Annotated in this window: 26 protein-coding genes; 14 read left to right on the forward strand and 12 right to left on the reverse strand. The window is 45.2% G+C overall.

Features of this window, described 5'->3' with window-relative positions:
• The first annotated feature begins 112 nt into the window (after positions 1-112).
• Together E5Y90_RS12080 and E5Y90_RS12085 are read left to right on the forward strand one after the other, a co-directional pair.
• Complete coding sequence (locus tag E5Y90_RS12080; RefSeq protein WP_151205286.1) at positions 113-571, forward strand: DMT family transporter; 459 nt, start codon at positions 113-115, stop codon at positions 569-571.
• 40 nt (positions 572-611) lie between these two features.
• Entirely contained in the window at positions 612-1,970 is a 1,359-nt protein-coding gene (locus tag E5Y90_RS12085; RefSeq protein WP_323848075.1) for an MATE family efflux transporter, read from the forward strand.
• Between the two features lie 21 nt (positions 1,971-1,991).
• Here the strand turns inward: E5Y90_RS12085 and E5Y90_RS12090 are convergent, their stop codons facing one another.
• Entirely contained in the window at positions 1,992-2,201 is a 210-nt protein-coding gene (locus E5Y90_RS12090) for a DUF1737 domain-containing protein (protein ID WP_151205340.1), read from the reverse strand.
• Between the two features lie 288 nt (positions 2,202-2,489).
• On the opposite strand from E5Y90_RS12090, the gene E5Y90_RS12095 reads away from it, so the two are divergent.
• On the forward strand, positions 2,490-3,788 hold the full coding sequence (locus tag E5Y90_RS12095) for an ABC1 kinase family protein (RefSeq protein ID WP_174660299.1): 1,299 nt from the start codon (positions 2,490-2,492) through the stop codon (positions 3,786-3,788).
• A gap of 361 nt (positions 3,789-4,149) precedes the next feature.
• Here E5Y90_RS12095 and crcB read toward each other — a convergent pair whose 3' ends face one another.
• The gene (gene crcB, locus E5Y90_RS12100) at positions 4,150-4,530 is read right to left on the reverse strand and encodes a fluoride efflux transporter CrcB (RefSeq protein WP_174660300.1); all 381 of its coding nucleotides are present in this window, start codon (positions 4,528-4,530) and stop codon (positions 4,150-4,152) included.
• 168 nt (positions 4,531-4,698) lie between these two features.
• Here crcB and E5Y90_RS12105 point away from each other — a divergent pair, with 168 nt between their 5' ends.
• Positions 4,699-5,031, forward strand: a complete 333-nt coding sequence (locus tag E5Y90_RS12105; protein WP_174660301.1) for a HopJ type III effector protein — start codon at positions 4,699-4,701, stop codon at positions 5,029-5,031.
• A gap of 71 nt (positions 5,032-5,102) precedes the next feature.
• On the opposite strand, the gene E5Y90_RS12110 is transcribed toward E5Y90_RS12105, so the two are convergent.
• Positions 5,103-5,666 (reverse strand): hypothetical protein, encoded by a 564-nt coding sequence (locus tag E5Y90_RS12110; protein WP_151205336.1) that lies wholly within the window; start codon positions 5,664-5,666, stop codon positions 5,103-5,105.
• Between the two features lie 181 nt (positions 5,667-5,847).
• Between E5Y90_RS12110 and E5Y90_RS12115 the strand changes: the two genes are divergently transcribed.
• Positions 5,848-6,474, forward strand: a complete 627-nt coding sequence (locus tag E5Y90_RS12115; protein WP_174660302.1) for a class I SAM-dependent methyltransferase — start codon at positions 5,848-5,850, stop codon at positions 6,472-6,474.
• On the opposite strand, the gene E5Y90_RS12120 is transcribed toward E5Y90_RS12115, so the two are convergent.
• Both E5Y90_RS12120 and E5Y90_RS12125 read right to left on the reverse strand, forming a co-directional pair.
• Positions 6,471-7,058 carry a hypothetical protein gene (locus tag E5Y90_RS12120; protein WP_174660303.1) on the reverse strand — a complete coding sequence of 196 codons (588 nt, stop codon included), beginning with the start codon at positions 7,056-7,058 and terminating at the stop codon, positions 6,471-6,473. The two genes, E5Y90_RS12115 and E5Y90_RS12120, sit on opposite strands and share 4 nt — an antisense overlap.
• 27 nt (positions 7,059-7,085) lie before the next feature.
• On the reverse strand, positions 7,086-7,553 hold the full coding sequence (locus E5Y90_RS12125) for a Holliday junction resolvase-like protein (RefSeq protein ID WP_174660304.1): 468 nt from the start codon (positions 7,551-7,553) through the stop codon (positions 7,086-7,088).
• A gap of 123 nt (positions 7,554-7,676) precedes the next feature.
• Here E5Y90_RS12125 and E5Y90_RS12130 point away from each other — a divergent pair, with 123 nt between their 5' ends.
• From E5Y90_RS12130 to E5Y90_RS12145, 4 genes are all read left to right on the forward strand, one after another.
• Positions 7,677-8,321: a ParA family protein gene (locus E5Y90_RS12130; RefSeq protein ID WP_174660305.1), complete on the forward strand. Its 645-nt coding sequence runs from the start codon at positions 7,677-7,679 to the stop codon at positions 8,319-8,321.
• 124 nt (positions 8,322-8,445) lie between these two features.
• Positions 8,446-9,573 (forward strand): AI-2E family transporter, encoded by a 1,128-nt coding sequence (locus tag E5Y90_RS12135; protein ID WP_174660306.1) that lies wholly within the window; start codon positions 8,446-8,448, stop codon positions 9,571-9,573.
• A gap of 114 nt (positions 9,574-9,687) precedes the next feature.
• A complete protein-coding gene (gene sodC, locus E5Y90_RS12140) occupies positions 9,688-10,230 on the forward strand; it encodes a superoxide dismutase family protein (protein ID WP_174660307.1) in 543 nt (180 codons plus the stop codon).
• Positions 10,231-10,447: 217 nt separating this feature from the next.
• Entirely contained in the window at positions 10,448-10,750 is a 303-nt protein-coding gene (locus E5Y90_RS12145) for a DUF3817 domain-containing protein (protein WP_151205269.1), read from the forward strand.
• A 158-nt stretch (positions 10,751-10,908) separates the two neighbouring features.
• Here the strand turns inward: E5Y90_RS12145 and E5Y90_RS12150 are convergent, their stop codons facing one another.
• From E5Y90_RS12150 to E5Y90_RS12165, 4 genes are all read right to left on the reverse strand, one after another.
• The gene (locus E5Y90_RS12150) at positions 10,909-12,138 is read right to left on the reverse strand and encodes an MFS transporter (protein WP_174660602.1); all 1,230 of its coding nucleotides are present in this window, start codon (positions 12,136-12,138) and stop codon (positions 10,909-10,911) included.
• Positions 12,139-12,589: 451 nt separating this feature from the next.
• Positions 12,590-13,054, reverse strand: a complete 465-nt coding sequence (locus E5Y90_RS17505) for a pirin family protein (protein ID WP_228723959.1) — start codon at positions 13,052-13,054, stop codon at positions 12,590-12,592.
• Positions 13,055-13,219: 165 nt separating this feature from the next.
• Complete coding sequence (locus tag E5Y90_RS12160) at positions 13,220-13,597, reverse strand: hypothetical protein (RefSeq protein WP_151205270.1); 378 nt, start codon at positions 13,595-13,597, stop codon at positions 13,220-13,222.
• 144 nt (positions 13,598-13,741) lie between these two features.
• Positions 13,742-15,151: an FAD-binding oxidoreductase gene (locus E5Y90_RS12165; protein WP_174660308.1), complete on the reverse strand. Its 1,410-nt coding sequence runs from the start codon at positions 15,149-15,151 to the stop codon at positions 13,742-13,744.
• Between the two features lie 353 nt (positions 15,152-15,504).
• Here E5Y90_RS12165 and serA point away from each other — a divergent pair, with 353 nt between their 5' ends.
• The 3 genes from serA (at position 15,505) to E5Y90_RS12180 (ending at position 18,995) form a co-directional block, all read left to right on the forward strand.
• On the forward strand, positions 15,505-16,737 hold the full coding sequence (serA, locus tag E5Y90_RS12170) for a phosphoglycerate dehydrogenase (protein WP_151205272.1): 1,233 nt from the start codon (positions 15,505-15,507) through the stop codon (positions 16,735-16,737).
• A 124-nt stretch (positions 16,738-16,861) separates the two neighbouring features.
• Positions 16,862-17,737 (forward strand): EamA family transporter, encoded by an 876-nt coding sequence (locus E5Y90_RS12175; RefSeq protein ID WP_174660309.1) that lies wholly within the window; start codon positions 16,862-16,864, stop codon positions 17,735-17,737.
• Between the two features lie 367 nt (positions 17,738-18,104).
• Complete coding sequence (locus E5Y90_RS12180; protein WP_174660310.1) at positions 18,105-18,995, forward strand: EamA family transporter; 891 nt, start codon at positions 18,105-18,107, stop codon at positions 18,993-18,995.
• Between the two features lie 60 nt (positions 18,996-19,055).
• On the opposite strand, the gene E5Y90_RS12185 is transcribed toward E5Y90_RS12180, so the two are convergent.
• From E5Y90_RS12185 to truB, 3 genes are all read right to left on the reverse strand, one after another.
• Positions 19,056-19,523 carry a hemerythrin domain-containing protein gene (locus tag E5Y90_RS12185; RefSeq protein ID WP_174660603.1) on the reverse strand — a complete coding sequence of 156 codons (468 nt, stop codon included), beginning with the start codon at positions 19,521-19,523 and terminating at the stop codon, positions 19,056-19,058.
• Positions 19,524-19,651: 128 nt separating this feature from the next.
• Positions 19,652-20,419, reverse strand: coding sequence for a sulfite exporter TauE/SafE family protein (locus E5Y90_RS12190; RefSeq protein WP_174660311.1), 768 nt, complete (start codon positions 20,417-20,419; stop codon positions 19,652-19,654).
• A 15-nt stretch (positions 20,420-20,434) separates the two neighbouring features.
• Positions 20,435-21,340, reverse strand: a complete 906-nt coding sequence (truB, locus tag E5Y90_RS12195) for a tRNA pseudouridine(55) synthase TruB (RefSeq protein ID WP_151206699.1) — start codon at positions 21,338-21,340, stop codon at positions 20,435-20,437.
• A gap of 153 nt (positions 21,341-21,493) precedes the next feature.
• Here truB and E5Y90_RS12200 point away from each other — a divergent pair, with 153 nt between their 5' ends.
• Both E5Y90_RS12200 and E5Y90_RS12205 read left to right on the forward strand, forming a co-directional pair.
• Entirely contained in the window at positions 21,494-22,522 is a 1,029-nt protein-coding gene (locus E5Y90_RS12200) for a lipase secretion chaperone (RefSeq protein ID WP_174660312.1), read from the forward strand.
• 506 nt (positions 22,523-23,028) lie between these two features.
• Complete coding sequence (locus E5Y90_RS12205; protein ID WP_174660313.1) at positions 23,029-23,997, forward strand: lipase family alpha/beta hydrolase; 969 nt, start codon at positions 23,029-23,031, stop codon at positions 23,995-23,997.
• Positions 23,998-24,112 lie beyond the last annotated feature (115 nt).

Genomic DNA, 24,112 nt, shown 5'->3' on the forward strand with positions numbered 1-24,112 from the left:
AAATTATGACAAGATCTATCCAAATTTTAACATGATTGTTCCAGCACACTGTTAAAATTAAAATCACTGCAAGATCAACCTAAAAATTTAAATAAAATTAGCTCATTAAATTATGAAAATATCTTCCCAACTGATCATATTATTGCCTCTGGTGTTTACTATTGGAGTCTTGCTGACCTTGCAGACCGCCATTAACACCCAGTTAAAAGAATATTTATATTCTCCGATTCAAGCTGCATTTTTTTCCTTTTTGATTGGTACAATAGTGCTTGCCCTGCTGGTGCTGTTGCAGCCGCAATCCAAGCCGACTCTACAGGAGCTGATGAATGTGCCCCTGTACTTATGGATCGGAGGCGTACTGGGGGTATATGCCATTAGTATGAGCATCTATGCAGCGCCCAAGCTTGGTTTTTTGACTTTGACGGGTGCCATTATTTTTGGTCAGCTGGTCATGTCGATGGTGGTAGACCAATTTGGTCTGCTGGGCAATGCAAAACTGCCGCTAAACTGGCAACGTCTATTGGGTGGCGTAGTGATTTTTATTGGTGTGCTTCTCACTTTACAACGCTAAACCTTTTCTCTAAGCACATAATTACCTATGAGTCATTTTTGTGTCTAATGTTTCGTCCGCCACAACCTTTTCCTTTGAGTTAAAGCGCCTGTTTCAGCTCATGCTGCCCATTCTGGTCACCCAATTTTCCCAGGCAGGGTTGGGGCTCATTGATACGATTATGGCCGGACACCTTTCCCCTACTGATCTTGCCGCAATTGCGGTAGGGGTCGGTTTATGGATTCCGGTCATGCTGCTGTTTAGTGGGATCATGATTGCCACCACGCCTTTAGTGGCTGAAGCCAATGGTGCACGTACGCCGGAAAAAATTGCCACCATTGCCCGGCAGTCTCTGTGGGTGGCATTGGTCCTCGGGATCATTGCAGGCCTGATTTTACAGATTTTGCCTTGGGTCCTGCCCCTGCTAGGTGTGCCGGAAAGTCTACAGCCTAAGGCCAGCCTGTTCTTGCATGCCATTGGTTTCGGGATGCCCGCGGTCACCATGTATGCAGCTCTTCGCGGCTATTCTGAAGCCATAGGTTATCCGCGTCCGGTGACTGCCATCAGCCTGCTGGCCCTGATCCTGCTGGTTCCACTGAACTATCTCTTTATGTATGGACTGGGTCCTCTTCCGGCTCTGGGAAGTGCAGGCTGTGGATTTGCTACCGCCATTCTGCAATGGCTGATGTTTATCACACTGGCTCTGTATATTTTTAAGAATAAGGCCTATCACAAGACCCAGCCTTTTAGCCATTGGGAAACAGCTGATCCTTATTGGCTGAAACGTATTTTAAAACTCGGCTTTCCGATTGGCCTGGCGATTTTCTTTGAAGTCAGCATTTTTAGTACTGCAGCCATTGTCTTGAGTCCTTTGGGTGAAACCATTGTGGCAGCGCACCAGATTGCCATTTCTATCACGTCCCAGCTCTTTATGATTCCAATGTCTCTCGCCATTGCTTTGACCATCCGAGTCGGGACCTATTATGGAGAACAGAACTGGCAGGCGATGCGTAAAGTACAAAGTCTGGGGCTGATTAGTGCCACCGTTCTGGCCCTGCTGTCCATGCTGCTGCTCTGGCTGTTCCGTCAGGAAATTGTGGCTCTCTATACTTCAGATACGCTGGTCACTCAAATTGCCATGTATCTAATACTCTTTGCTATTGCCTATCAGTTGATGGATGGCTGGCAGATCAGTGCTGCCGGCTGCTTGCGCGGCATGCAGGATACCAAAGGCCCCATGTGGATCACCATGATTTCCTATTGGATTATTGCTTTCCCGGTCGGTGTCTATCTGTCACGTTTTAGTGATATGGGTGCCGCCGGGGTCTGGGTTGGCCTGATTGTGGGGCTGACTGTGGCCTGTGTGTTATTGTTGGCACGGCTTTATAGTAATAATAAACGTCTTGGTCTGAATTCCTAAACGTTGTTCAGTAAGGATGTACTAGCAGTCCTGCAGTGCATCCTTTAAGCCCTGCGGAATCTCGGAGTCGTCCTTGACCTCTTTGATCACGACCTGCCCGACAATTACTTCCCTACCATTAAAAGTCATGGTCGGCGCACCATACAGCTCATAGCCTTCATTTAAAGCGCGGGTCACTCGCGCACAGAAATGCACATCATCTGTACCGGTAAAATAGCGATAAACTTTCATGGAGTCTTCTTGGCTGTGATAAAGGCTATATTTTAATTTTTTTGCTTTAAAATAATATTCAGAAATAACACCAAGGCTTATTTAAAATATAGTGATACCGGACAATTTTGTAAAAACAGGCTAATCACCGAAGATTTTTCAAGCAAATCAATACTGCCAAAGCCGACAAAAAAAATGGAGAATTTGAGAAGCTTTGCAACATATCATCTACAATTAAATGTAGGCAATTGCCCGGTTGTCACCTATGATCAAATACATCCGTTCAATGATGGGCTCGAGGAATCTCACATGGCAAAAACGGCGCGTACCCCTGGTCGACGTTTTATGAAACTTGCCGGAATGACCGCAAGTATTGCAACTAAAACCCTATCCAATTCCATTAAAAATATCACTGCAGATGAAGAGCAGAAAAATGCTGCACGCAGTCAACTGTTTCAGGATATTGGGGTTCAGATTGCCGATACTTTGGGTGAGATGAAAGGCGCTGTCATGAAAGTGGGGCAAATTGCCTCACAATACAAAGATATTTTTCCACCAGAAGTCGCCAAGGCGATTGCCAAATTACAGCGTCAGGCACCACCAATGCCCTTCCGGGAAATTCAATTCCAGGTCGAAAAAGAACTTAAAAAACCACTGTCTCAGCTTTTTAAAAGCTTTGATGAACAGCCTTTTGCCGCCGCCTCTATTGGCCAGGTTCATAAAGCAGTTTTAACTGACGGACAGCAGGTGGTGGTCAAAGTTCAATATCCAGGTGTCGATGAAGCCTGTGAAAGTGACCTGAAACAGGTTCGTCTGGCCTTGCGTCTAATGGGTGTACTGAAAATTGACCGCAAACTGCAGGATCAGCTGTTTAAGGAAATCCAGCACAGCTTGGACAACGAACTCAATTATGAAATTGAGGCTCAAAATCTGGAAGTTGCCCGGGTGTTCCATGAATCACTGGACACTAAAGTGATTATTCCACATGTTTTCCAGGATTATTCTTCCCGGCATATCTTAACCCTGAGTCTGGAACAGGGCGAGAGCATGGAAACCGCCAGCACCTGGCCACTGGAAACCCGTAATGCACTGGGGCGACGTCTGCTTCGAGCTATTGGACAGGAAATTTTCTATCTAAAACGTTTTCACTGTGACCCGCATCCAGGAAACTTTGCCTTCCGTGAAGATGGCTCCGTCATTATCTATGACTACGGTGCGGTAAAAACCTTGTCTGCCGAAATCGTAGGTCATTTCAGAACCTTGATTCATGCAGCACGTGAAAAAGATATTGGCGTGATTGAGCAGCAACTGGATGCGCTGCATAGCCTGACGGAAACCGGAAAATTCCCACCTGAACTGTACGAACAATGGCTAGAGGTTTTGTTACGTCCCTTGACCACTCATTACGATTTTGCAGAGAATTCGGCCCATCATGATGGTATGGAGCTGCTGAAACCTTCCCTAAAATACTGGGATGTATTTAAGCCTTCACCGGATACCCTGATGGTTAACCGAACCATTTCGGGACAGTACTGGAACCTGATTCACTTAAAAGTCGATGATGACTTAAGTGATGTGTTTGAAGAACTGGTGCCAAGCCGTACTTGAAGGGCTTAAAGCGCTATAACGCCGCTAGACTCTAGCTTACACGCTGTAACTCTACTTCACTTGAAACATCAAATGTTACTTTATAACATTTTAGGTGATCAAGAAAAAGTTTAGCTTATGCTGTCAGATCTTCCTCCGAGTATCGAGAAGTTCTCTTGCATAATCCCTATGCAGATGGGCATTTTTTGATCGGCCGCACCATGAATTCACACCCGCCCCGTAAAGAGGAAAGTCGTGTGGCCAGCATTAATAAATGTTTTGTCCGTTTTAAACGCAGTTAAAACCAGTTGATCAATAACGTTTTTCTCGCGTTTTCAGATTGTAGTTTTGTCAGGAAATGACCTCCAATTTCCTGACTTTTTTATGTCTGGTTCAACATCAAGTCACTCAGATAGAAACCTACAGTCAAAGCGGTTAGGCCCAGCAACAGGCTCGAAAACATATACAGGAGCGCCATTGAGATGGCTCCCTGCTTCAAGAGCTGAAAACTTTCCAGGCCGAAACTGGAAAAGGTAGTAAAGCCGCCCAATAGGCCAACCATTAAAAATAAACGGGCTTCCTGCTGCAAAGCCGGATATTTTTGACTGTATGCCAAAAAAATACCGGTACAAAGACAGCCAAGGATATTCACCCACCAGGTAGGCCAAGGAAACTGCATCTGCGGTTTAAAGAGCCAGAGTCCTATGCCATAGCGCAGACTCGCCCCGATTGCACCACCCATGGCGACCCAAAGCCAGTTCATAGCTGCTCCATCCCTTGCATTTTCATCTTTATTTTCCTCTGCTCTTATACCCGCTGCGGACAGACCAACTGCTTTATCTTGCACCGAACGTATTATAAACACCATCGAGATTCAGGAAAAATGCTATATTGACACCGTTGGATTAGGCTTAAAAATCAGGTGGGGCAGATGGCGCAAAATTTACTGGCATTATTGACTGCGGGTGAAGCACAATTCTCGGATGTGATTGCATATATTGATGCACGTTATACCTACACCCCGACCGCATTTAAAAATGGTCAACAGCAGAATGCGGCCAATGAAAACCAAGGCAGTGCCAAAGTGCTTTCCTTTGCCCAGCTTCATGGTCTAAATCAAGCTCAGACTCTCAGCCTGTTCGCTGAACATTATACGTCTGTACTGCTTAGTCCTGAAGCAACTGAGCACCAGAATATACGCCAGTTTATGCAACACGGCTGGGATGGGGTTCAGTTTGAAGCGGAAGCCCTGGCTAAAAAATAAATCATATTTTATTAAAAAAACCCCTCATGAAGAGTGGTTTTCAGATAATTTAAAGTGAAATAATGCTGCGCTTAGCTTCGATTCACTTTTTCAATCCACTGGATCGAACTTACGCGAAAAACCTCACAGGCGCCATCGCCAGTATCGGTCGGGGTTAAAGAGGAGGTCCAGACCAGCTCTTTATCACGCACTTCAACCAGTTCTCCTTGCAAGCGCACCAGATCACCGCGTTTCACCTGTTTAATGGCTTTGGCAATCGTTGGATTGGCTGGAATAATATGCATATTGGAAACCATTTGCATGGCTTTTTCCGTAGGCACAGGCACACGGTCCATTTTCCAGTTTAAATAACGGTCATATTGATTCACGCTAATATGCCGGGCAATTTCGGGTTCGGCAAATAATCCCCAGCTCACTGCATAATCAATGGGAGAGAATTTGGATTGTGGATCATCATTATATATTTTGGAACCCAAAATCCGGAAATCCCCTTGAAATGGCTGTAAAGCAGAAATGGACTGCCCTTGTACCATCGGCGGCAAGCCTTTGGCAATATTATGATCGATCGAACTATAGGCTGACATCGGCAAAATAAGACTGGCCAATAACAAACCGGGTTTCAAGTACTTGAGCATAATTCTACATCAATCCCATTCAGTATTTTTTAAAGCAACTACTTTCGATATTACGGATTTTTTACTGGAAAAATAGTTGCACTTGGTAACAGGCTGATGCAATTTGGTCAACTCACAACCATGTTGAGAATCGATTATTTCAGTTAATCTACTGGTATTTTTAAAGCTTATTTAAATATCGATGTTCTATAAATTTTATCAACAACATGTTTTTCCACACCTGCTCAATCAGGTCATGCAAACGCCTTCACTGATGGATCTGCGCCGCGAGTTATTGCTTGGTGTCAGCGGTGATGTGCTAGAAATCGGCTTTGGTAGTGGCCTGAATCTGGCTTTTTATCAGCAAGTGGAACAGCTCTATGCACTGGAGCCAAATCCGGCGATTTTTCAGCTGGCGCAAGACCGGATTCAGCATGTGCCTTTTCCGGTAGAGCATATACAGGCCAGCGCCGAAGCGCTGCCTTTTGCCACACATGGTTTAAATAATATTGTATCAACCTGGACCTTATGCAGTGTTCCAGATTTAGCGCAAAGTTTGCGTGAAATCTATCGGGTTTTAAAACCGGGTGGACGTTTGCATCTGGTCGAGCATGTATTGAACCGGGAGCATCTGAATATTCAGCGTCTACAGCATCTGCTGACCCCATTACAAAAGAAAGTAGCCGATGGCTGTCATCTGAATCGTGATATTGAGCTGGCGCTGTTAGAAACAGGTTTTGAGCTGGATGAGATTCAATATCGGGAGGCCGCAGGAATTCCTAAAATTGGTCAGCGGATGCTACTGGCACGTGTACATAAACCGTTTTAGTCCAAACGCTCAACCGCATTGAGGCGAAATAAACGGCATTGTGACGAATTTTGGCTACCCGGTCCCACATAAAATTCCTGCTGGTTTTTGGCATATTTAAGTGTGATCCAGTCGCCTTGGATCCGGATCCGCTGACCGGCCTTAAGACGGCGGATTTTATTGGCAACAGCTTCACTGGAGGCAACCACGCTCAGACTGCTCAGTAATGGCTGTATGAGTGCAGAATCAGCCTGTACCGCATCCTTGAGATTAACTTCAAAGCAGCGTTTGCTTTGTTTAAGCTGCCAAGACTTTAATGCTGCCATAGACGTTTCAGGCTGCGCCAACAGCAGATCAATATTACTTATATAGGCCAGATCGTTAAAACTGCCCACTACAGGACTAGCAGGATGAATCGTCCGGCGCTCAGGCCCATAATATTTTTTGGAAATAACCCGATATTCAGCTTCATGGGCTTCAACTGGCTCAACCTGAAAGTTCTTGAGTATGCCGGCTTGTTCCAGATGTGGAATCGCGCGGAAATATTCGGACCAGATCCAGAGTCCTAAGGCAAATAGGGCTGCCGCAATAAAAAGTTTATTCATCAGTCACAAGACAGGCTGGCCAAACGGTTAATCCTCAAAATTAATCCGGACAGTTTCGAAACGCACGCGTCCGTCCTGAATCGCCCGGGCGATCGCCTGCTGCCCCTTGGTCAGCCGTGCTCCACCACTTTTAATGTCAATCAGCACCACTTCAATATCCTCAGCCAGTCCATCGCCATCACGAAAATCACTATAGCCATCAAAAACCACATAGTCCACCGGATCGCCCAGAAACTTGGCATCACTCGGCAGATACTGAAATTCTGGCATAATCGGTGCCATCTGCTCGGCCATTTTCCCTTTTAGCACTGCCCGGCTGGTATTGACACTACGTTTTTGTGCTGCAGCCAGCGCCTGTTGATGTTCCAGTTCCAGCTCGGCAATATACTGCTCATATTCGGCTTTAATTCGGCCATTTCGTGTCTGGCCTAAGATTAGGGTGGTCAATACCACTCCAATACAGGCACCAATCAGCATGGCCAGCGTTATGGACATTCCATCTTCCTAATTTACTTAATTTTTCCTATCTGCATTCGACTGAAGTTGAGTTTATCGATCATTTGCAAGCCTGAAAAGAATGATATGCTAGGCGAGAGCAGAATAAAATCATCTTGAGTCATGAAAACAATTTTAGTTGCGAATCAGAAAGGCGGCTGCGGCAAAACCATTACAGCCATAAGTTTGGCATCAGCACTCGCACAAAAAGGTTATAAGGTCGCCCTCGCAGATGCCGATAATCAGAAATCGGCCTTGCAATGGCTCAAGCAACGTCCTGAACATGCAGCTCCGATTCGCTCCCTGGACTGGCGCAATGTCAAGTCGATTGGCGATGTCCCCAAACAGATAGAGTATCTGGTCATTGATGCCCCTGGTGCATTGACTGAAGACCATGCCCAGCAGCTGGTCAGCGAAGCGCATGCCATCATCATACCGTTACAGCCTTCTTTTTTTGATATTGATTCCACCCGCCGTTTTCTAAAACATTTACAGGATATAAAACGGATTCGTAAAGGAAAAGTTGAAATTTTACTGCTGGCGAACCGTGTCAAGGCCCAGAGCGCCCATCAACAGCATATTCAGCAATTTTTTGACAAGATTGACCAACAGCCCGTTGCCTGGATTTCTGAACGTACCGTGTATAGCCGTTTGGAAATGGAGGGCCTGTCTGTATTTGATAAAAACCAGAAAATGTACCGTGAAGTACAAAATCAGTGGCAAAACGTATTAAACATGATTATTGATGATCCGGCACAGTGGTTCTAAGATGCCACACTTTCTAATATGACTTTCATTAAATAATCGCCCTATCTTGAGCGGTGTACATTTGCCTGCGCTTTTTTTTCAGTTAATATGCTGGCTATGGTCTAAAAATGAGTCATAAAATTCAGTGCAACAGTACGCGCCTACACTACAAAAAGTCTTATTATTTGGATTATTTTTTATCCTGATTTTTTTGAGTTTTCATATACTCAAATATTTCATCATCCCTGTAGTTTGGGCAGCAATTATTGCCTATATGACCTGGCCGCTGTACCAGTCCGTATTACGCATGTGTGGCAACCGTCCCACGCTCAGCTCAGCCATCATGATTCTGGCCGTGATTCTGGTGTTTGGCCTGCCGTTTATCTTTGCGATTTTCATGTTACAGCATGAGGGCCGTAACCTGTATTTTGAATTGCAAAAGCAGGTTTTTTCAGGCCGTCTGGATGTGCCTGACTTTATCCGCCAGCTGCCTTTTGTCGGTAAAGAAATCAGCCGTACTTTAAATGAAATCAACACTGATCCCAACAGTATCGCCCTGTCTATTTCTAGCTGGATTCAGGGCCATTTGAATTACGGCAAAGTCGTACTGAATGAAATTAGCAAAAATGTGTTTAAGCTGTGTTTTGCCGTTTTGTCGATGTTCTTTTTTTATCGTGATGGTCACACCATTTTAAATCAGGTACGTAAAGCGTTTGAAATGGTGGTCGGTCCCCGTATTCATCATTATCTGGCAACGATTTCAGCGACTACACGCGCGGTAGTCTACGGCGTCGGCCTGACGGCCATTGCCCAGTCTATGCTGGCGGGGTTAAGCTATTTTGTCGCTGGGGTACCGAATCCGATGGTACTGACCATTGTGACCTTTATCTTCGCTCTGATTCCTTTTGGTCCACCAGTGGCATATACCGCTGTCTCCCTGTGGCTGTTCTCACAAGGTCAGACCATTGAGGCGATTGGAGTCATGGTTTGGGGAGTCTGTATCGTCAGTACCGCAGATAACGTCATCCGTCCTCTGGTCATTTCTGGGGCGACCCAAATCCCCTTCTTATTGATTATGTTTGGCGTATTGGGTGGTATTGCCAGTTTTGGTCTGGTCGGGATATTTATCGGACCGGTTATTCTAGCTGTCCTGCTGGCCATCTGGCGGGAGTGGCTGCATGAAACCAATCATCAGGAAGCCCTGCTGATGCCTAAGGCCACCATGGCACATGATATTGACCCGGACGTGGATGAGACACCTAAAACTTCTTAAACATCAGCTATTAAACAAAATAAAACATTTAAGTACTGATTGTATATAGTCCTCTTGATATTGCTCTGATTCAATAGATGGACAAAAACGGAATAATGATCAGGATGCCAATTTATGTCTTCATTCTTTAAAGTAACAACGCTTTGCGCTCTAGGTGCGGTACTTTTTACAGGCTGTACCTCAAATGATATTTCAACCGAAAATGTCAGAACGGTCAGCATGCATGCAGTTTCTGCCCAAGGAACGGGGGAGTCTGTGGGTACGGTTTTGCTCAGTGACAGCCCGACAGGTCTGGTCATTCGTACTCACCTGAAACAGCTTCCGGCAGGAGAACGGGGCTTCCACGTTCATGAAAACGGTTCATGTGCGCCTGCTATGAAAGATGGCAAGATGGGCGCAGCGCTGGCGGCCGGCAGTCATTACAACCCGAACCAGGCACCCAACCACGGCACACCAAGCACCGGTCATTTAGGTGATTTTCCTGCCTTGAAAGTCAGCACCGATGGTACGGCACGAGTCACACTTCTGGCCCCACGTGTTAAATTAGCCGATATTAAAGGCCGTGCTTTAATGATACATGCAGGCGGCGACAACTATTCAGATCATCCATTGCCATTGGGTGGCGGCGGTGAACGGATCGCTTGTGGGGTGATCTAAGCATTCATTGATATATAAAAAAAACGGGCATCTTGCCCGTTTTTTTATATCAGTCTTGATTTAAAAATGAGTGTTTCAAAACCATTGAGCACTTATAACCCAGTAAATCACTAGGGTATAAGCCTCTAAAATAACTCATTTTATTTATAAAATTTCTTTTGATTCAATCCGCAGTTTGGGTACACTCAAGCTTGATTGAACTCAATGGTGAATGTAGGTGAATATTAAAACTTTACGTCTAGTAGGCTTGGTAGAAGGTATTTCATTTCTGCTGCTATTATTTGTGGCGATGCCGGTCAAGTACATGCTGGGAAACCCGATTCTGGTGAAATATGTCGGTATGGGTCATGGCGTATTATTTGTGCTGTTTCTTGTGGTGTTATTTGCAGTCTGTGAAAAACAGAAATGGTCACTCAGCATGTTTATTATGGGTTTAATTGCATCAATCCTGCCTTTTGGGCCCTTTATTTTTGATATGAAATTAAAAAAACTAGAACAGCCCAGTGCTGAAGAGGCTTGATCACTTCCGGTTCTCGCTGCTCTCAAAATATTTAGAACCGAGGAAGTTAATCATCCTCTCCCCCTTAGGGAGAGAGTTTGCCCAATAATATTACTCATTTCTTCACGAAGGCAGGGACTGTTTAGAGGGGTTCTAAAATATAGAAAACCTCTCAAAAGTTAAAACTCTCCACTCGCCTTTCTTTCCAGCATCAACTGCTTGAGTTGCAGGCGTGGCCAGGTGAACCAAAGGGCGATTAAAATAAATGAAACACCGCAGTAAGCCCAAAGCTCATAGGCTTCATACGCTATGCGGACGGCTTCAATCACAATAAAGAAGCTCAGCATCAACAAGATAGACACTGTTGCTGCAACAGTACCTTTAGATACTTCAGAGGACATCAGGGCAAAGCGGTACAGTACCGAGAAACTAACACCCTCCCCAAGACTGATACAGGTGGTGCCAATAAGCAGACAATGCAGAAAATAATCCGGAATCAGCAAGCCAACTAAAAGTAAAATTGTTCCCAATAACATCAGGGGCACACCAAGCAACACCGTCTGGCCGAGCGGCATTTTATCAATCACTTTCAGCAGAATTATATTTCCTAGAATTAACCCTCCTAAAACCGGGAACTGTGCCAGACCATATTGAAGACTGCTCAAGCCCAATTGCTCGACCAGAATGACGGGAGATAAGGCAATCCATAACATCAGTGGCATGCTAACCAGCGGCAATGCCATGGTCATAATTACAAAGCGCTTATTTTTCAAGACCTGTTTAAAATCGTCCACAATATAGCTGATGGGCTGTTTGGGAATACTGATTTTAGGATTTGGCATTTTGGCCTTGAGTCCAAACCAGCTTAAAAGTGCCACAAAAGCAATCCCAATAAAGCCCCAATGCCATGAGACATGATCAATCATAAAAGCGCCAATCACAGGTCCCAGAAGCGGGGCCAGCAAGGAAACATTGGCCATGAGTGCCATGACTTTAATTGCATCGCGTTCTTCAAAGTTTTCCTGAATGGCGGCATAACCAACGGCAGAAATAAAGGACAGGCCAAAACCCTGTAAAAAACGCAGAAAAAGGAAACTCTGAATATTGGGTGCCAGTAAAATCGCCAAACAGCAGATGACAAAAAAGACCACTCCACCCAGCAGCACTTTTTTACGTCCCCATCGGTCTGATAATGGCCCTAAAATGGCTGCGACACATGCGCCGCCCAATAAAAAAAAGGACATCGACGATGGTGCCCATGAACTGCTGACACCAAAGTCACGGGTGATGGCCAGCATAGCCGGCTGGATCAGGTCATTACAGATATAGACCGAGAATTCAAACAGGACCAGTGCCAATGGAAACATGAGTGTGGCGCGAGTCAGTTTTTGAGTGGGCGTGTTTTGCATAGGAGAGTTAATGCTCATCATCCTGAATCCACCCTTTTGAATTGAATTTAATCGGGCAAAATACAGATTGAATGTAATTAGATTATGCGCATTTTAGCAGAGTTCATGTGCAAATCCGTGCTGATCATGTTGGGGTTTTCAGGATTTTTTCATCTTCTGAAATAGCAAGATAACGAATAAAATTTCTTGTCTTTATCTCATTATAAGACTCTAATATTTCATCATAAGGATGAAAGCCGCCCCGACCAGTACGCATATACAGCAGCGTGGTCTCACCTGATTGTGCCGAGAGCTATATGGTTTCACCTTGTTTTAAAAAGACTTTATAAACTGGTATGGGCGTATGTGTCTGAGCCGAGCCTTGGGCTTATTGATACTGCCCTGCAATCACTCGGACAAAGTCTGCATCAATTGGCAGTCATACTTTGGAAATCGGTGCGTCGCATAGATTTTAATAATGTGGTGGATTCATTTTGTCCTTGGCAGGCAAATTGATCCAGAGTGGTAGCATGTCAAAACGTCCGCCGCAGTCTGAACGGTCTTTGCTAAATACTGCTTTATGTCTAATGCCTGATGCTGCCGTCATCCACTGCACATCGCCTGCGGAAATGATGCCACCACCGCCACTTAAGTCGCGGTGTTCAACTTCATCTGCAAACATCAGGGTGACAGTTTCAAAACCACGAGGTGGATGAGCGTTGACACCGTTCTGCAAATGACTGGCTTTAAGGTTAGCCGACCCTACGTGGTCGAGCAGTAAAAATAGCGATACGGTATTGCCCAGTTCGTAGAGGGAAAACACAGAAAGGACGGGCGAGAAACTGCCGACTGAAAGGCGAGTATCATCACGATGGATGAATGCGAGGATTTTCAGTTTGTTTTGCGTAATTTTTTTAGATAGTGAGAGTAGCCTCATGACTGAAGTGCTTGGAAAGGCACAATGAGTTTGTGAGTTACAGATATCACCCAAAAGCAAAAAGCAAAAAGCAAAAAGCAAAAAGCAAAAAGCAAAAAGCAAAAAGCAAAAAGCGCATCATCCAGATACGCTTTTCAGCACAAACTGCTTAAAGAGCAAATAAAATTATGGACAAACTGCCTTCTGGAAAGTCTTGGTATTGGCTCCCCGCATACAGCGATATAACTTTTCAGCCTTGTGCATTTTCCAGTTTTTCTCTTCTTTTTTGAAATGGTAAATCGTTTGAATGGATTTGACCGAATCATCCATTAATCCGGTTTCTGTTACCTTCACCTGTCCCACAGTCGGTGCTTCGCTTTTATTAAAAAACTGCCGGATTTCTACGGTTGCCAGTTCATCGCGTAAATCAGGCCGCATCTTCAGTACCTGATCCAGAGGAGTATCTGAAGAGGACTGCACTTTTGCAATCACTTGCTGTGTGGTGGCGCACCCTGACATTATCATTGTCAGGCCTAAAACTGTAAGTGTTAATAACTGTAACATACTGTTTAACCCCATGTTTATCTTTATTATTCACGAATCATCATGCAGCGCTTTTTAGCTTAAAACTATTTAAACTATGTAACTGCTCTGGTACGGGCATAAAAAAACGCACCTTTCGATGCGCTTTTTTCATTTCGAACCGCTTTAAAGGTCGAAAAGCTTGCCCGGGTTCATAATGCCTTTCGGATCAAATACTTTTTTCAGGGCTTTCATATATTCAATTTCTTCGGCTGAACGTGAGTACTCAAGATAAGGTTTCTTGGTCATACCCACACCGTGTTCTGCAGAAATTGAGCCGTCATATTTTTTCACGGTATCAAAGACATACTTGTTCACCACCTGACATTTGGTAAAGAATTCATCTTTGCTTAAGTGTTCAGGTTTCAGGATGTTCAAGTGCAGGTTACCATCACCGATATGACCAAACCAGCAGACTTCGAAGTCAGGATAATTTTCTGCCACAATCGCATCAATTTCTTTAATAAATGCTGGAACATGCGTAATGAGAACAGAAATATCATTTTTGTAGGGTGTAAATGGGGCAATGGATTCAGAAATATCTTCACGCAGACGCCATAAGCTTTCTACCTGTTCCAGACTTTGGCTCAGCACACCGTCAAGTACCCAGCCCTGTTCCATGCAATGCTCAAAAATTTCCATCGCCTTGTCCATGATCGGTTCAAACGGCGCTTCAAACTCCAGCAGAACATAAAATGGACATTCGGTTTCAAAAGGACGCTGCACATGACCATTGGCCAAGACTTTCTGCATGGCCAGCTCACCAAAGAACTCAAATGCTGTTAAATCAATTTTCGCCTGGAAGGCATGCAATAACGGCATGATTGCATCAAAATCAGGCACACCCAGTACCATCACTTGCAGGTCTTGCGGTTGACGTTCGAGCTTGATTTCCGCTTCAGTCACCAGACCCAGCGTACCCTCACCACCGATGAATAAGTGTTGTAGTGCATAGCCTGTTGCGTTTTTGATCATGCCTTTGTTCAGACGCAGTATATCCCCTTTACCGGTCACCACTGTCAGGCCAAGTATCCAGTTACGGGTCATGCCATATTTAATGACTTTAATCCCGCCAGCATTGGTGCCGATGTTGCCGCCAATTTGGCTTGAACCCGCAGATGCAAAATCTACCGGGTAATACATCCCCTGCTCTTCCGCATAATTTTGTAACTGCTCAGTCACGACACCAGACTGTACACGAACCATACGGTCTGCCGGGAAAAACTCCAGAATCTGGTTCATCTTGTCCATGCTCACCACGATTTCACCGTTAGCAGCGACTGCACCTGCGGACAGACCAGTACGGCCTCCTGATGGAGTGACAGCCACATTAAACTGATTGGCCAGCTTAACAATTGCCTGAACCTGTTCGGTGCTCGATGGGAACACGATGACCGACGGGTTTGGATCAAAGTGCTTGGTATGATCGCGACCCCAATTCTGGAGGCTATCCGTATCGGTTTTAATACGGTTTTCACCCACAATTGCAGTCAATTGGGTCAATAACTCAGGGGTTAAAGCGACTGGAGCATTCATCGTTTGCAGACCTAGCATGAATTAAACAAAAGAGACTTCGCCGGTTTATTTGCACATTTTTCAGACATAAAGACCTGTATGCAAATCAGGCAGAATATGCCGATTAAAGCATCAAAGAGAGGCGCGTTAACAGCACGGGGCAATATTATAAGCTATTTTTAGGGCTTTCCCTTAAAAAATGCTAATTTTGATAATATAGCTTTGAAAACGCTGGTTTAATTCAACCATTTTTATTATTTGTGCATCATCACTTGCGAAAATAGCTGCGATTGCCGTCATCAAGGAAATGTATAACCACCCCATTCCTGTGCTATTATACCGCGACTAAATTTGGCCTTTGTAGCGGAGCCGTAATGAGCCAACATCTATCTCTACCTAAAGATAAAATCCGTTTCTTGTTGTTAGAAGGCGTTCACCAAAACGCGATCGACACTTTAAATGCTGCTGGATATACCAACATTGACTATCGTAAAACTGCGCTTGAGGGTGAAGCGCTGAAAGAAGCGATTAAAGATGCACACTTTATTGGTATCCGTTCCCGTACTCAGCTGACTGAAGAAGTTTTTGAAGCTGCGAACAAGTTAATCGCAGTGGGCTGTTTCTGTATCGGTACCAACCAGGTGAATCTGGACGCAGCAATGCGTCGCGGTATTCCAGTGTTTAACGCACCATATTCAAATACTCGTTCAGTAGCTGAACTTGTACTTGCTGAAGCCATTCTCCTGCTTCGCCGTGTACCTGAAAAATCAACAGATACACATGCAGGCGGCTGGAACAAATCTGCTGTAGGTTCGTTCGAAACGCGTGGTAAGACTTTAGGTATCGTAGGTTACGGTTCAATCGGTTCACAACTTTCTGTCCTGGCTGAAAGCCTGGGTATGAAAGTGATCTACTTCGATACAGTGACAAAATTACCATTGGGTAATGCACGTCAGGTCGGCTCATTGAATGAATTGCTTGCCAATGCTGATGTCGTCTCTCTGCACGTGCCAGATGTTCCGTCTACACGTAACTTCATGACCAAAGAACAGTTCGCGCAAATGAAAGAAGGTTCAATCTTCATCAACGCGGCACGTGGTACCTGTGTCGTGATTGAAGACCTGGCCGATGCACTGAAATCAGGCCATCTTGCTGGTGCTGCGGTTGACGTATTCCCGAAAGAGCCTAAAGCCAACGGTGAAGAATTTGTTTCTCCGCTACGTAACATTCCAAACGTCATCCTGACCCCTCACGTGGGTGGTTCGACCATGGAAGCACAAGCAAACATCGGTCTGGAAGTGGCTGAGAAATTTGTCGCTTATTCAGATAAGGGTATGACACTTTCTGCGGTGAACTTCCCTGAAATTGCATTGCCACTGACTGAAGGTAAGCACCGTCTGCTGCATATCCACAAAAACATTCCGGGCGTTCTGTCTAAGATTAACAACCTGTTTGCTGAACATGGCATCAACATCTCTGGTCAGTCTTTAATGACCAAAGGTGATGTCGGTTATCTGGTCATGGACGTAGATGCAACTGCTTCTAAAGAAGCGCTGGATACATTGAATGAAGTTGAAGGTACAATCCGCGTGCGTGTATTGTTCTAATTCAACTTGCCAGAAAACCACAGTCTTTAGGCTGTGGTTTTTTATTTTTGAAGGTTTTAAATTTCAAATCTGATCCGGCTAATGCTGCTCCTGCCCTCTTTCCAGCCTCGAAACCACTTGAGGCATGCCCAGTTTTAAAATTGCACCCTTCGTACAAGCACCGCTGATTTTACTGATCGCGATGATCAGCATGCAAAGCAGTGGCTCCTTTGCCAAATATCTGTTCGGTCAATTTCCAATCCTGACCGTTTCAGCCATGCGCCTGCTATTAGGTGCCTTGATTCTGGCACTGATTTTTAAAATCTGGCAGATCAGTTTCAAACAGGTAAAATGGGCGGCTATTCTCAGCTATGGCTTAGCCCTGGCGGGAATGAACATGCTGTTCTATCTGGCCATTGACCGCCTGCCACTCGGTATTGCGGTGTCTTTTGAATTTATTGGCCCTCTAAGTGTGGCGCTGTTTTATGCCCGGCAGAAAGCCGACTTTATCTGGGTCGGTCTGGCAGTGGTAGGGCTGATCTTACTCTTTCCTTTTCATCAAGCCGCCGAGCCACTCGATCCACTGGGAATTATTTTGGCTCTGGGCGCAGGTGCCTGCTGGGCTGTCTATATTGTTGCCGGACAAAAACCGTCGGGGGTGTCGGGTAATCATACCGTCTGCTTGGGCATGTTCGTCGCAATGCTGCTGGTGATGCCGATTGCCCTGTTTGCAGGCATGCCCACACAAGCATTTGAACCTGGAAATTTGATATATTTCATTATATTGGCTGTACTGGCCAGTGTCTTGCCTTTTAGCCTAGAAATGATTGCCCTGCGTAATATAACTGCCCTCAGCTTTGGGACTTTAATGAGTCTGGAACCTGCCATTGCTGCCCTGTCCGGTTTTGTATTTCTAGGTGAAAGCTTATTGTGGAACCAGTGGCTGGCCCTTGCCACCATTATCACGGCCTCAATTGGCTGCACCATTACCACACAAAGACGCAAACAGCGTGCTACTTAATTTAGACTTATTTTTTGAAATTATTTATCAGTTATTTTTTAAACTTTTAAAAGTATTGTGCATACTTAAATCAAACTAACAATCACTTAAGTATAAAAATATAGTTTTATCAAAGATTGATTATAAATACCTTAGACTAAAACCAGCGATTTATTTTTAAATTCAAAACTTAGAACCTGCTATTTGACACTTTGAATTTAAAAATTTTTGACAATGATCTTTTTTGGAAAATTTGAATTCATGTGCTCTCTATCTACAGTATCTGCACATAAAATATTCTTCTGCTCTACGCATTACAAACAGCCCGCTTTGCTATAATTTCATTTTCCCCTATTGATTATGCCTTTTTGGCATAAGTAGCACCTGCATGCCAAACACTCAACTCCTTGCGGTGGTGTACATGGTTTTATCCATGACTTCCTACCAGATCAGTGCATCCTTCGCCAAGCAGCTATTTATGGTGCTTGATCCCATCACTGTGACCCTTTTAAGGTTGTGTTTCGCGGCAGTTATTGTCTGTGTCATGTTCCGCTCCTGGAACATTATTCGACGCTTACGCTTCTTGAAATGGCGGGATCTGCTCTACTATAGCGCAGCTTTGGGCGTGATGAATATTCTGTTTTATTTATCGCTAGGCCGTCTGCCACAAGGTATCGCGGTAGGGCTGGAATTTATCGGTCCGCTGGGCCTGGCACTGATTTCAATTCAGAATCGCAAAGATTATGCCTGGGTCTTGCTGGCAATTTTAGGGATCATCCTGATGGTGCCTTGGGGTCAGGCCCATAGCAGTAATTTCGACCTGATTGGCGCGGCCTGTGCGCTGGGTGCAGGTCTGTGCTGGGCCTTGTATATCTATTTTGGACAACGTGTCGTACAGCAGAATATCGGCATGCATGCGCTGACGATTGCTATTACACTTTCCGCGTTCTGTTTATTACCCATTGGTTTATATAACAATGCTCCAGCCCTGATAGAGACCCAGTACTGGGGAAAAGCCTTGGCGATTGCCCTACTGGCCACTGCTATTCCTTATGCCCTGGATTTAAAAGCCCTGCAATACCTGAACAAAACCACCTATGGTACGCTCTCCAGTCTGTCTCCGGCCTTGGCAGCACTGGCCGGGTTTCTACTGCTGGGTGAAAAAATCACCCTACTTCAAACCGTGGCACTGTTCTGTATTATGCTGGCTTCAGTCGGGGTAACCTTAAGTGAAACGCATAAAAAATATAAAACCCCAAAAATTGACAAGCTGAATTAACTGATTAAAAAGATGGTCATCCAGCCATGTTGTGGTGTGATGTAATTTTAAATGCAAAGATTAGCTTTGGACCAGCGTATCTTTGTTCATGTCTTTATAATGCTGGTATTCCCGCTGATATTGTTCAGCCAAAGCCGTCTTTTGTTGCTCATCCAAAATTTTACCAGCCTGCTGAAAGAAACCGTGTTCTTCCTCTTTTAAATGGTGATGCACCTTCTCAGACAGTTTTTTTGCCAGCGCAATCCACCTAGGATTACTGAGTTCCATCGCCGTCAGTTCTTCGACCATTTCATCCATTTCATGGTGTTCTGCCAGAGCATGACGGGTGATACTCAGGCCGGAATCCGTCATCATCAATGGAATATAGAAATAGCGGTCTTCCGCCGTCTCATGGGCAAACAGTTCATTTTTGAGTTGCTTGAACAATTCACGGCGTTCAAGTGAATCTCCGGAAGTCTGTAATAATTTTTCTGCCAGCTCGCGCTGAATCTGGTGGCTTTCTCTTAAAGCTTCAAAAATCGTCTGCATCATGACTCCTGTTTCATTTTTTGTTCTTCATGCTGCTGATTCTAGAGAATTTTTAAGAGTTAATCTGGCATAGTTTGTACAGCTGTTGCTATAAAAAGGTTAATATCGAGAATGGTTTACATCTAGTTTCAAACCCAGAACAGCTGATAGCTCAAACGGCAAATCAGCAAACTAACCAGTATCAGAAACAAAATCCGGATAAAGCCACTGCCATATTTAAAAGCCAGTCTGACCCCCAGCAGCGAGCCGGCAATATTCGCCACCGCCATCATCGCACCGAGCAGAAATAGCACATGGCCACTGGGAATAAAGAAACTTAAAGCCGCCAGGTTGGTGGTGAAGTTGGCGATTTTTGAAAGTGCCGATGCATGCAGAAAATCTACGCTCAGGTAACGGATAAAAAAGAAGATAAAGAAACTGCCCGTGCCGGGTCCAAAAATTCCGTCATAAAATCCGATCAGCAAGCTGCCCAGTGCTGCCAGAATCAGCATCTTTTTATTCGGCTTTTGCTCGACATGTAACTGGCCGAACTGTTTTTTCATGAAGGTATACAGTGCAATCACGATCAGCATGAACAAAACAAAAGGCTTGAGAATATCGACTGGAATCAAGGTAACACTGGCTGCGCCCATAAAAGCACTGACCAAGCTGCACAGCGCAATCACGCCCAGCAAGTTCCAAGGCAGTTTGACCTGCCTGAGGTAAGACCAGGCCGCAGAACCGGTTCCAAAAATCGAAGCCAGCTTGTTGGTACCAAATACTGTGGCAGGTTGCAAGTGCGGCAGGCTGCTCATGAGGGCTGGAATCTGGATCAGCCCACCGCCTCCCACCGCTGCATCAATCGCCCCTGCCATAAAGGCAAAGACGACCAGACTGATGACAATCTCAAGCTCCATGTGAATAAAACCGAATTAGAGATTAAGTACGCGTTTTGGCACCAGACGTTTACGCTCGGTAATTTCTGCCAGCCCCAGACACTGATCGCCATGAAAGACCAATACCTGCGGTTCAGCAGGATGATCAATATTACTTTCCATCCCCCGGCTAAAATACTCCGCGCGGCCTTCCGGCACCTGAATGTGCGTAAAATGCTGGACCGGAGCATAGGCAGCTAAAAGCAGGGCTTCGCGCTCTGCTTCAGTCAGACTTTCCAGATATTCGAGGGTATAGCTAGGGATAAGATCAAAATGTCCAGTTCGAGTACGGTGCAGATAAGTCAGATGACCATACGTTCCCAGCGCTTTGGCAATATCTTCACCGAGTACACGAATATAAGTGCCTTTGGAGCAGGTCACATCCAGCGTGATACTGTTTTCAGTAAAGGACAATAAGGTAATTGCATAAATAGTGATTGGGCGAGCTTCGCGTTCAATCTCAATGCCTTGGCGAGCCAGTTCATATAACGGTCGGCCTTCTTTTTTGAGAGCCGAATACATCGGTGGCACTTGCTGGATATCCCCAGTGAACTGAGCCAAGACCTCTTCAATACGTGCTTCAGTCAGCTCGGGCACCGCCTGCTCCAGTAGCACTTCACCTTCGACATCCCCCGTGGTGGTGCTATGACCTAAAAAGATGGTGGTCTGATAGCGCTTGGTCGAATCCAGCAGATAATGCGAAAACTTGGTCGCCTCTCCCAAACAGATCGGCAATAAACCGGAGGCCAGTGGATCCAGTGCCCCGGTATGGCCTGCCTTTTGCGCACGGTACAGCCAGCGGACTTTTTGCAGTGCCGCATTAGAGCTGATGCCCAAAGGTTTATTTAACAGAAATACACCGCTGATATGACGACGCTGAATTTTAGGAGAAGCTACTTTCATGGCACAACATCAGACATTTTTTAAATTGGTGCAATGGTAAAACCCTGCTCGATGATTTACAACTTGTCTATGCCGTTGAAATACATTTATGGCATATTGGGTCTATTCAGACTGGGTTCCTCAGGAAAGAAAAACAAAAAAGGTGCATAGGATATGCAGAAATACAAAATCTGGATTATTTTGGCGCTGGTGCTCCTCTGTATGATCACCCTGATTCTGTGGCTAGCTCCCAAAGATAAGGCTGAAGCACATATAGCTATGCCGTCATCTTCCGCCACTGCCCCCCAGCAACAGACAGTATTGCTAAATCAGAACCTGGCCAATGCCATGTTTGCCAGTTCCAGTCAGCAGGATACGGAAATCAACTGTCAAATGCGTCTTGATGCCAGTCAGCGCTTAATAGTGAATGAACAGACCCGTAACTGTTTTGAATATTTTATTACCCAGTATGGCGAAAAAACACTGGAACAGATCGATACCGATTTTCAGGGCTACATTTCTCAGAATTATCAACAACCTGCGCTCTCACAAATTCTGGACTTGTGGAAGCGTTATCTGCAATACCGTCAGGCCCTAGGTTCATTAAACCCGCCCTCTGGCCTCAATCAGGAAGACCCGGCTTATTACCGCAGTATCTATACTGCTACCCAGAATTTACGTCAACAGTTTTTCTCGCAGGGTGAAATTGAAGGCCTGTTTGGTACAGAAGATAGCTACCATGAATATACCTTGGAACGGATGGCAGTTCTGGCAGATCAACAGCTGAGTGAAGCAGAAAAAGCCCAGCAACTGAAAAACTTATTCGAGCAACTACCTCAGGACTGGCAGGAAAATCTGGAACAACTGAACAAGCTAGAAGATTTACGTCAATTAACGGCTGATATTAAAGCTCGCGGCGGCTCTGCTGAAGAAATCCAGCAGATGCGTCTAAATCTGGTGGGTCCGGCCGCTACCCAGCGTTTGGAAAAACTGGATATAGAACGGGCCAACTGGAAAAATGATGTCAACCACTACCTTTATGCACGGGACAACATCTTAAAAAGTGGCATAAGTGATAATGCCAAACAGCAAGCTATTCAGGAGCTGCGGGTACAGTCCTTTAAAAAGCCCGAAGACCGTTTGCGACTGGCCACCTTTGAACAACTGCATGATCAGGGGGGTAAATTACCTTATCCAGATTGATATGCTCTCCTGATCAAATCAGGTCAGAGAAGCTGGCTCCTTGCTGGATCTATTCATCGGATTGACAAAGATCCTACCTCAATAGAGGTAAACAAGTATTTCAGCCACTGTTCATATGGTGTCGCGTTTTCAAGAGTTTATAAAAGCTATCTCGAATAGTTGGTGCGCCACTATTTTTTCAGCTTGCTCTTGTCCTGAAATGATATGGTCTTTAGCCGACAGTCTGAGAAGAATAAGCAAAAGAAAAACAATATTCCCTCATGAACAGCGCAGCATGGACTGCAAAATTTTAGCGCTGGAACTGACAACCTATTTAATAAAACTTATAAAAAGGGAGTTTATGAAAATGTTGAGGCAGTTTCAGCCCGCATTGGCTGTCACGCTCACCAGTAGCATAGTGCTTGGCTTATCTCTACACACCCAAGCAGTGTGCCAGGGCCACGCGGGTCATTGCAAAAGAAAAATATGGCGCGGATTGCCATAACAACAACAAGCAGGAGTGATTTATGAAATATGGACTATTTATAGCAGGCTTGCTCTTCGGCTCAAGCTCTGTCATGGCACAAACTCCCACGCTGGCCAGTCAAGCCACTGCAAAAGTCAGCTCGAACTATGCCAAAACCCAATATCCGATAGTTTTTGCGCATGGTATGGCAGGATTTATTCGTATAGGCACGGATCAGTTTGAACTGGATTACTGGTATCAGATTCTGCCAGATTTGGCCCGTAATGGCGCCAATGTCTGGGCCACGCGTGTATCACCCTTTAACTCATCTGAGGTACGGGGTGAACAGCTTAAACAGCAGGTTGAAGAAATTTTAGCCATTACAGGCGCTGAAAAGGTCAATCTGATTGGTCACTCGCATGGCGGCCCGACGATTCGCTATGTGGCAGGTGTAGCCCCTAACTCCGTTGCCTCCTTAACTACAGTGGGCGCACCCCATAAAGGTTCTACAGTGGCGGATTTAATTCTAAAAGCGCAAGGCACGGTTATTGAAGAAGCTTTGGTCGGTAGCATTAATCTGATGTCTAAAGCAATCACTTGGGCACAGGGCCTAAACCCGAACAGTTTCCCGCATGATTCCATGGCGGCAGGTAACAGTCTTACACTGGCCGGCGCAGCTGAATTTAACCAGAAATATCCCCTCGGGATGCCTACAACAAGCTGTGGAGAAGGCAGCTATAAACAGGGAAGCATTTACCACTATTCTTTTACTGGTGTTGGAACGGTCACCAATATTCTTGATCCGGACTCCGCTTTACAGCTCACCAGCTTATTAATAGATGGAGGACGGGATAATGATGGCCTGGTGGCACGTTGTAGCGCAAAATTCGGTAAAACCATTCGCGATAATTACCACTGGAATCATCTGGACGAGGTTAATATGGTATTGGGTCTTAAAAGTCTTTTTGCCCCTGATCCGGTCAATGTCTATCGCCAACATGCCAACCGTTTAAAGTTACAGGGACTTTAAGGTCAAAGAGGATCCTGGAGCGACTGTAGAGAATACTTCAGTTGTTTTAAAAAAACATGATGAGGGGACAACTTTGGTAATATTCAGGATGAGCAAGTGGTGGTTTTCCATTCAC

The organism is Acinetobacter sp. 10FS3-1, from assembly GCF_013343215.1.
In the GTDB taxonomy this organism is placed as follows: domain Bacteria; phylum Pseudomonadota; class Gammaproteobacteria; order Pseudomonadales; family Moraxellaceae; genus Acinetobacter; species Acinetobacter lwoffii_C.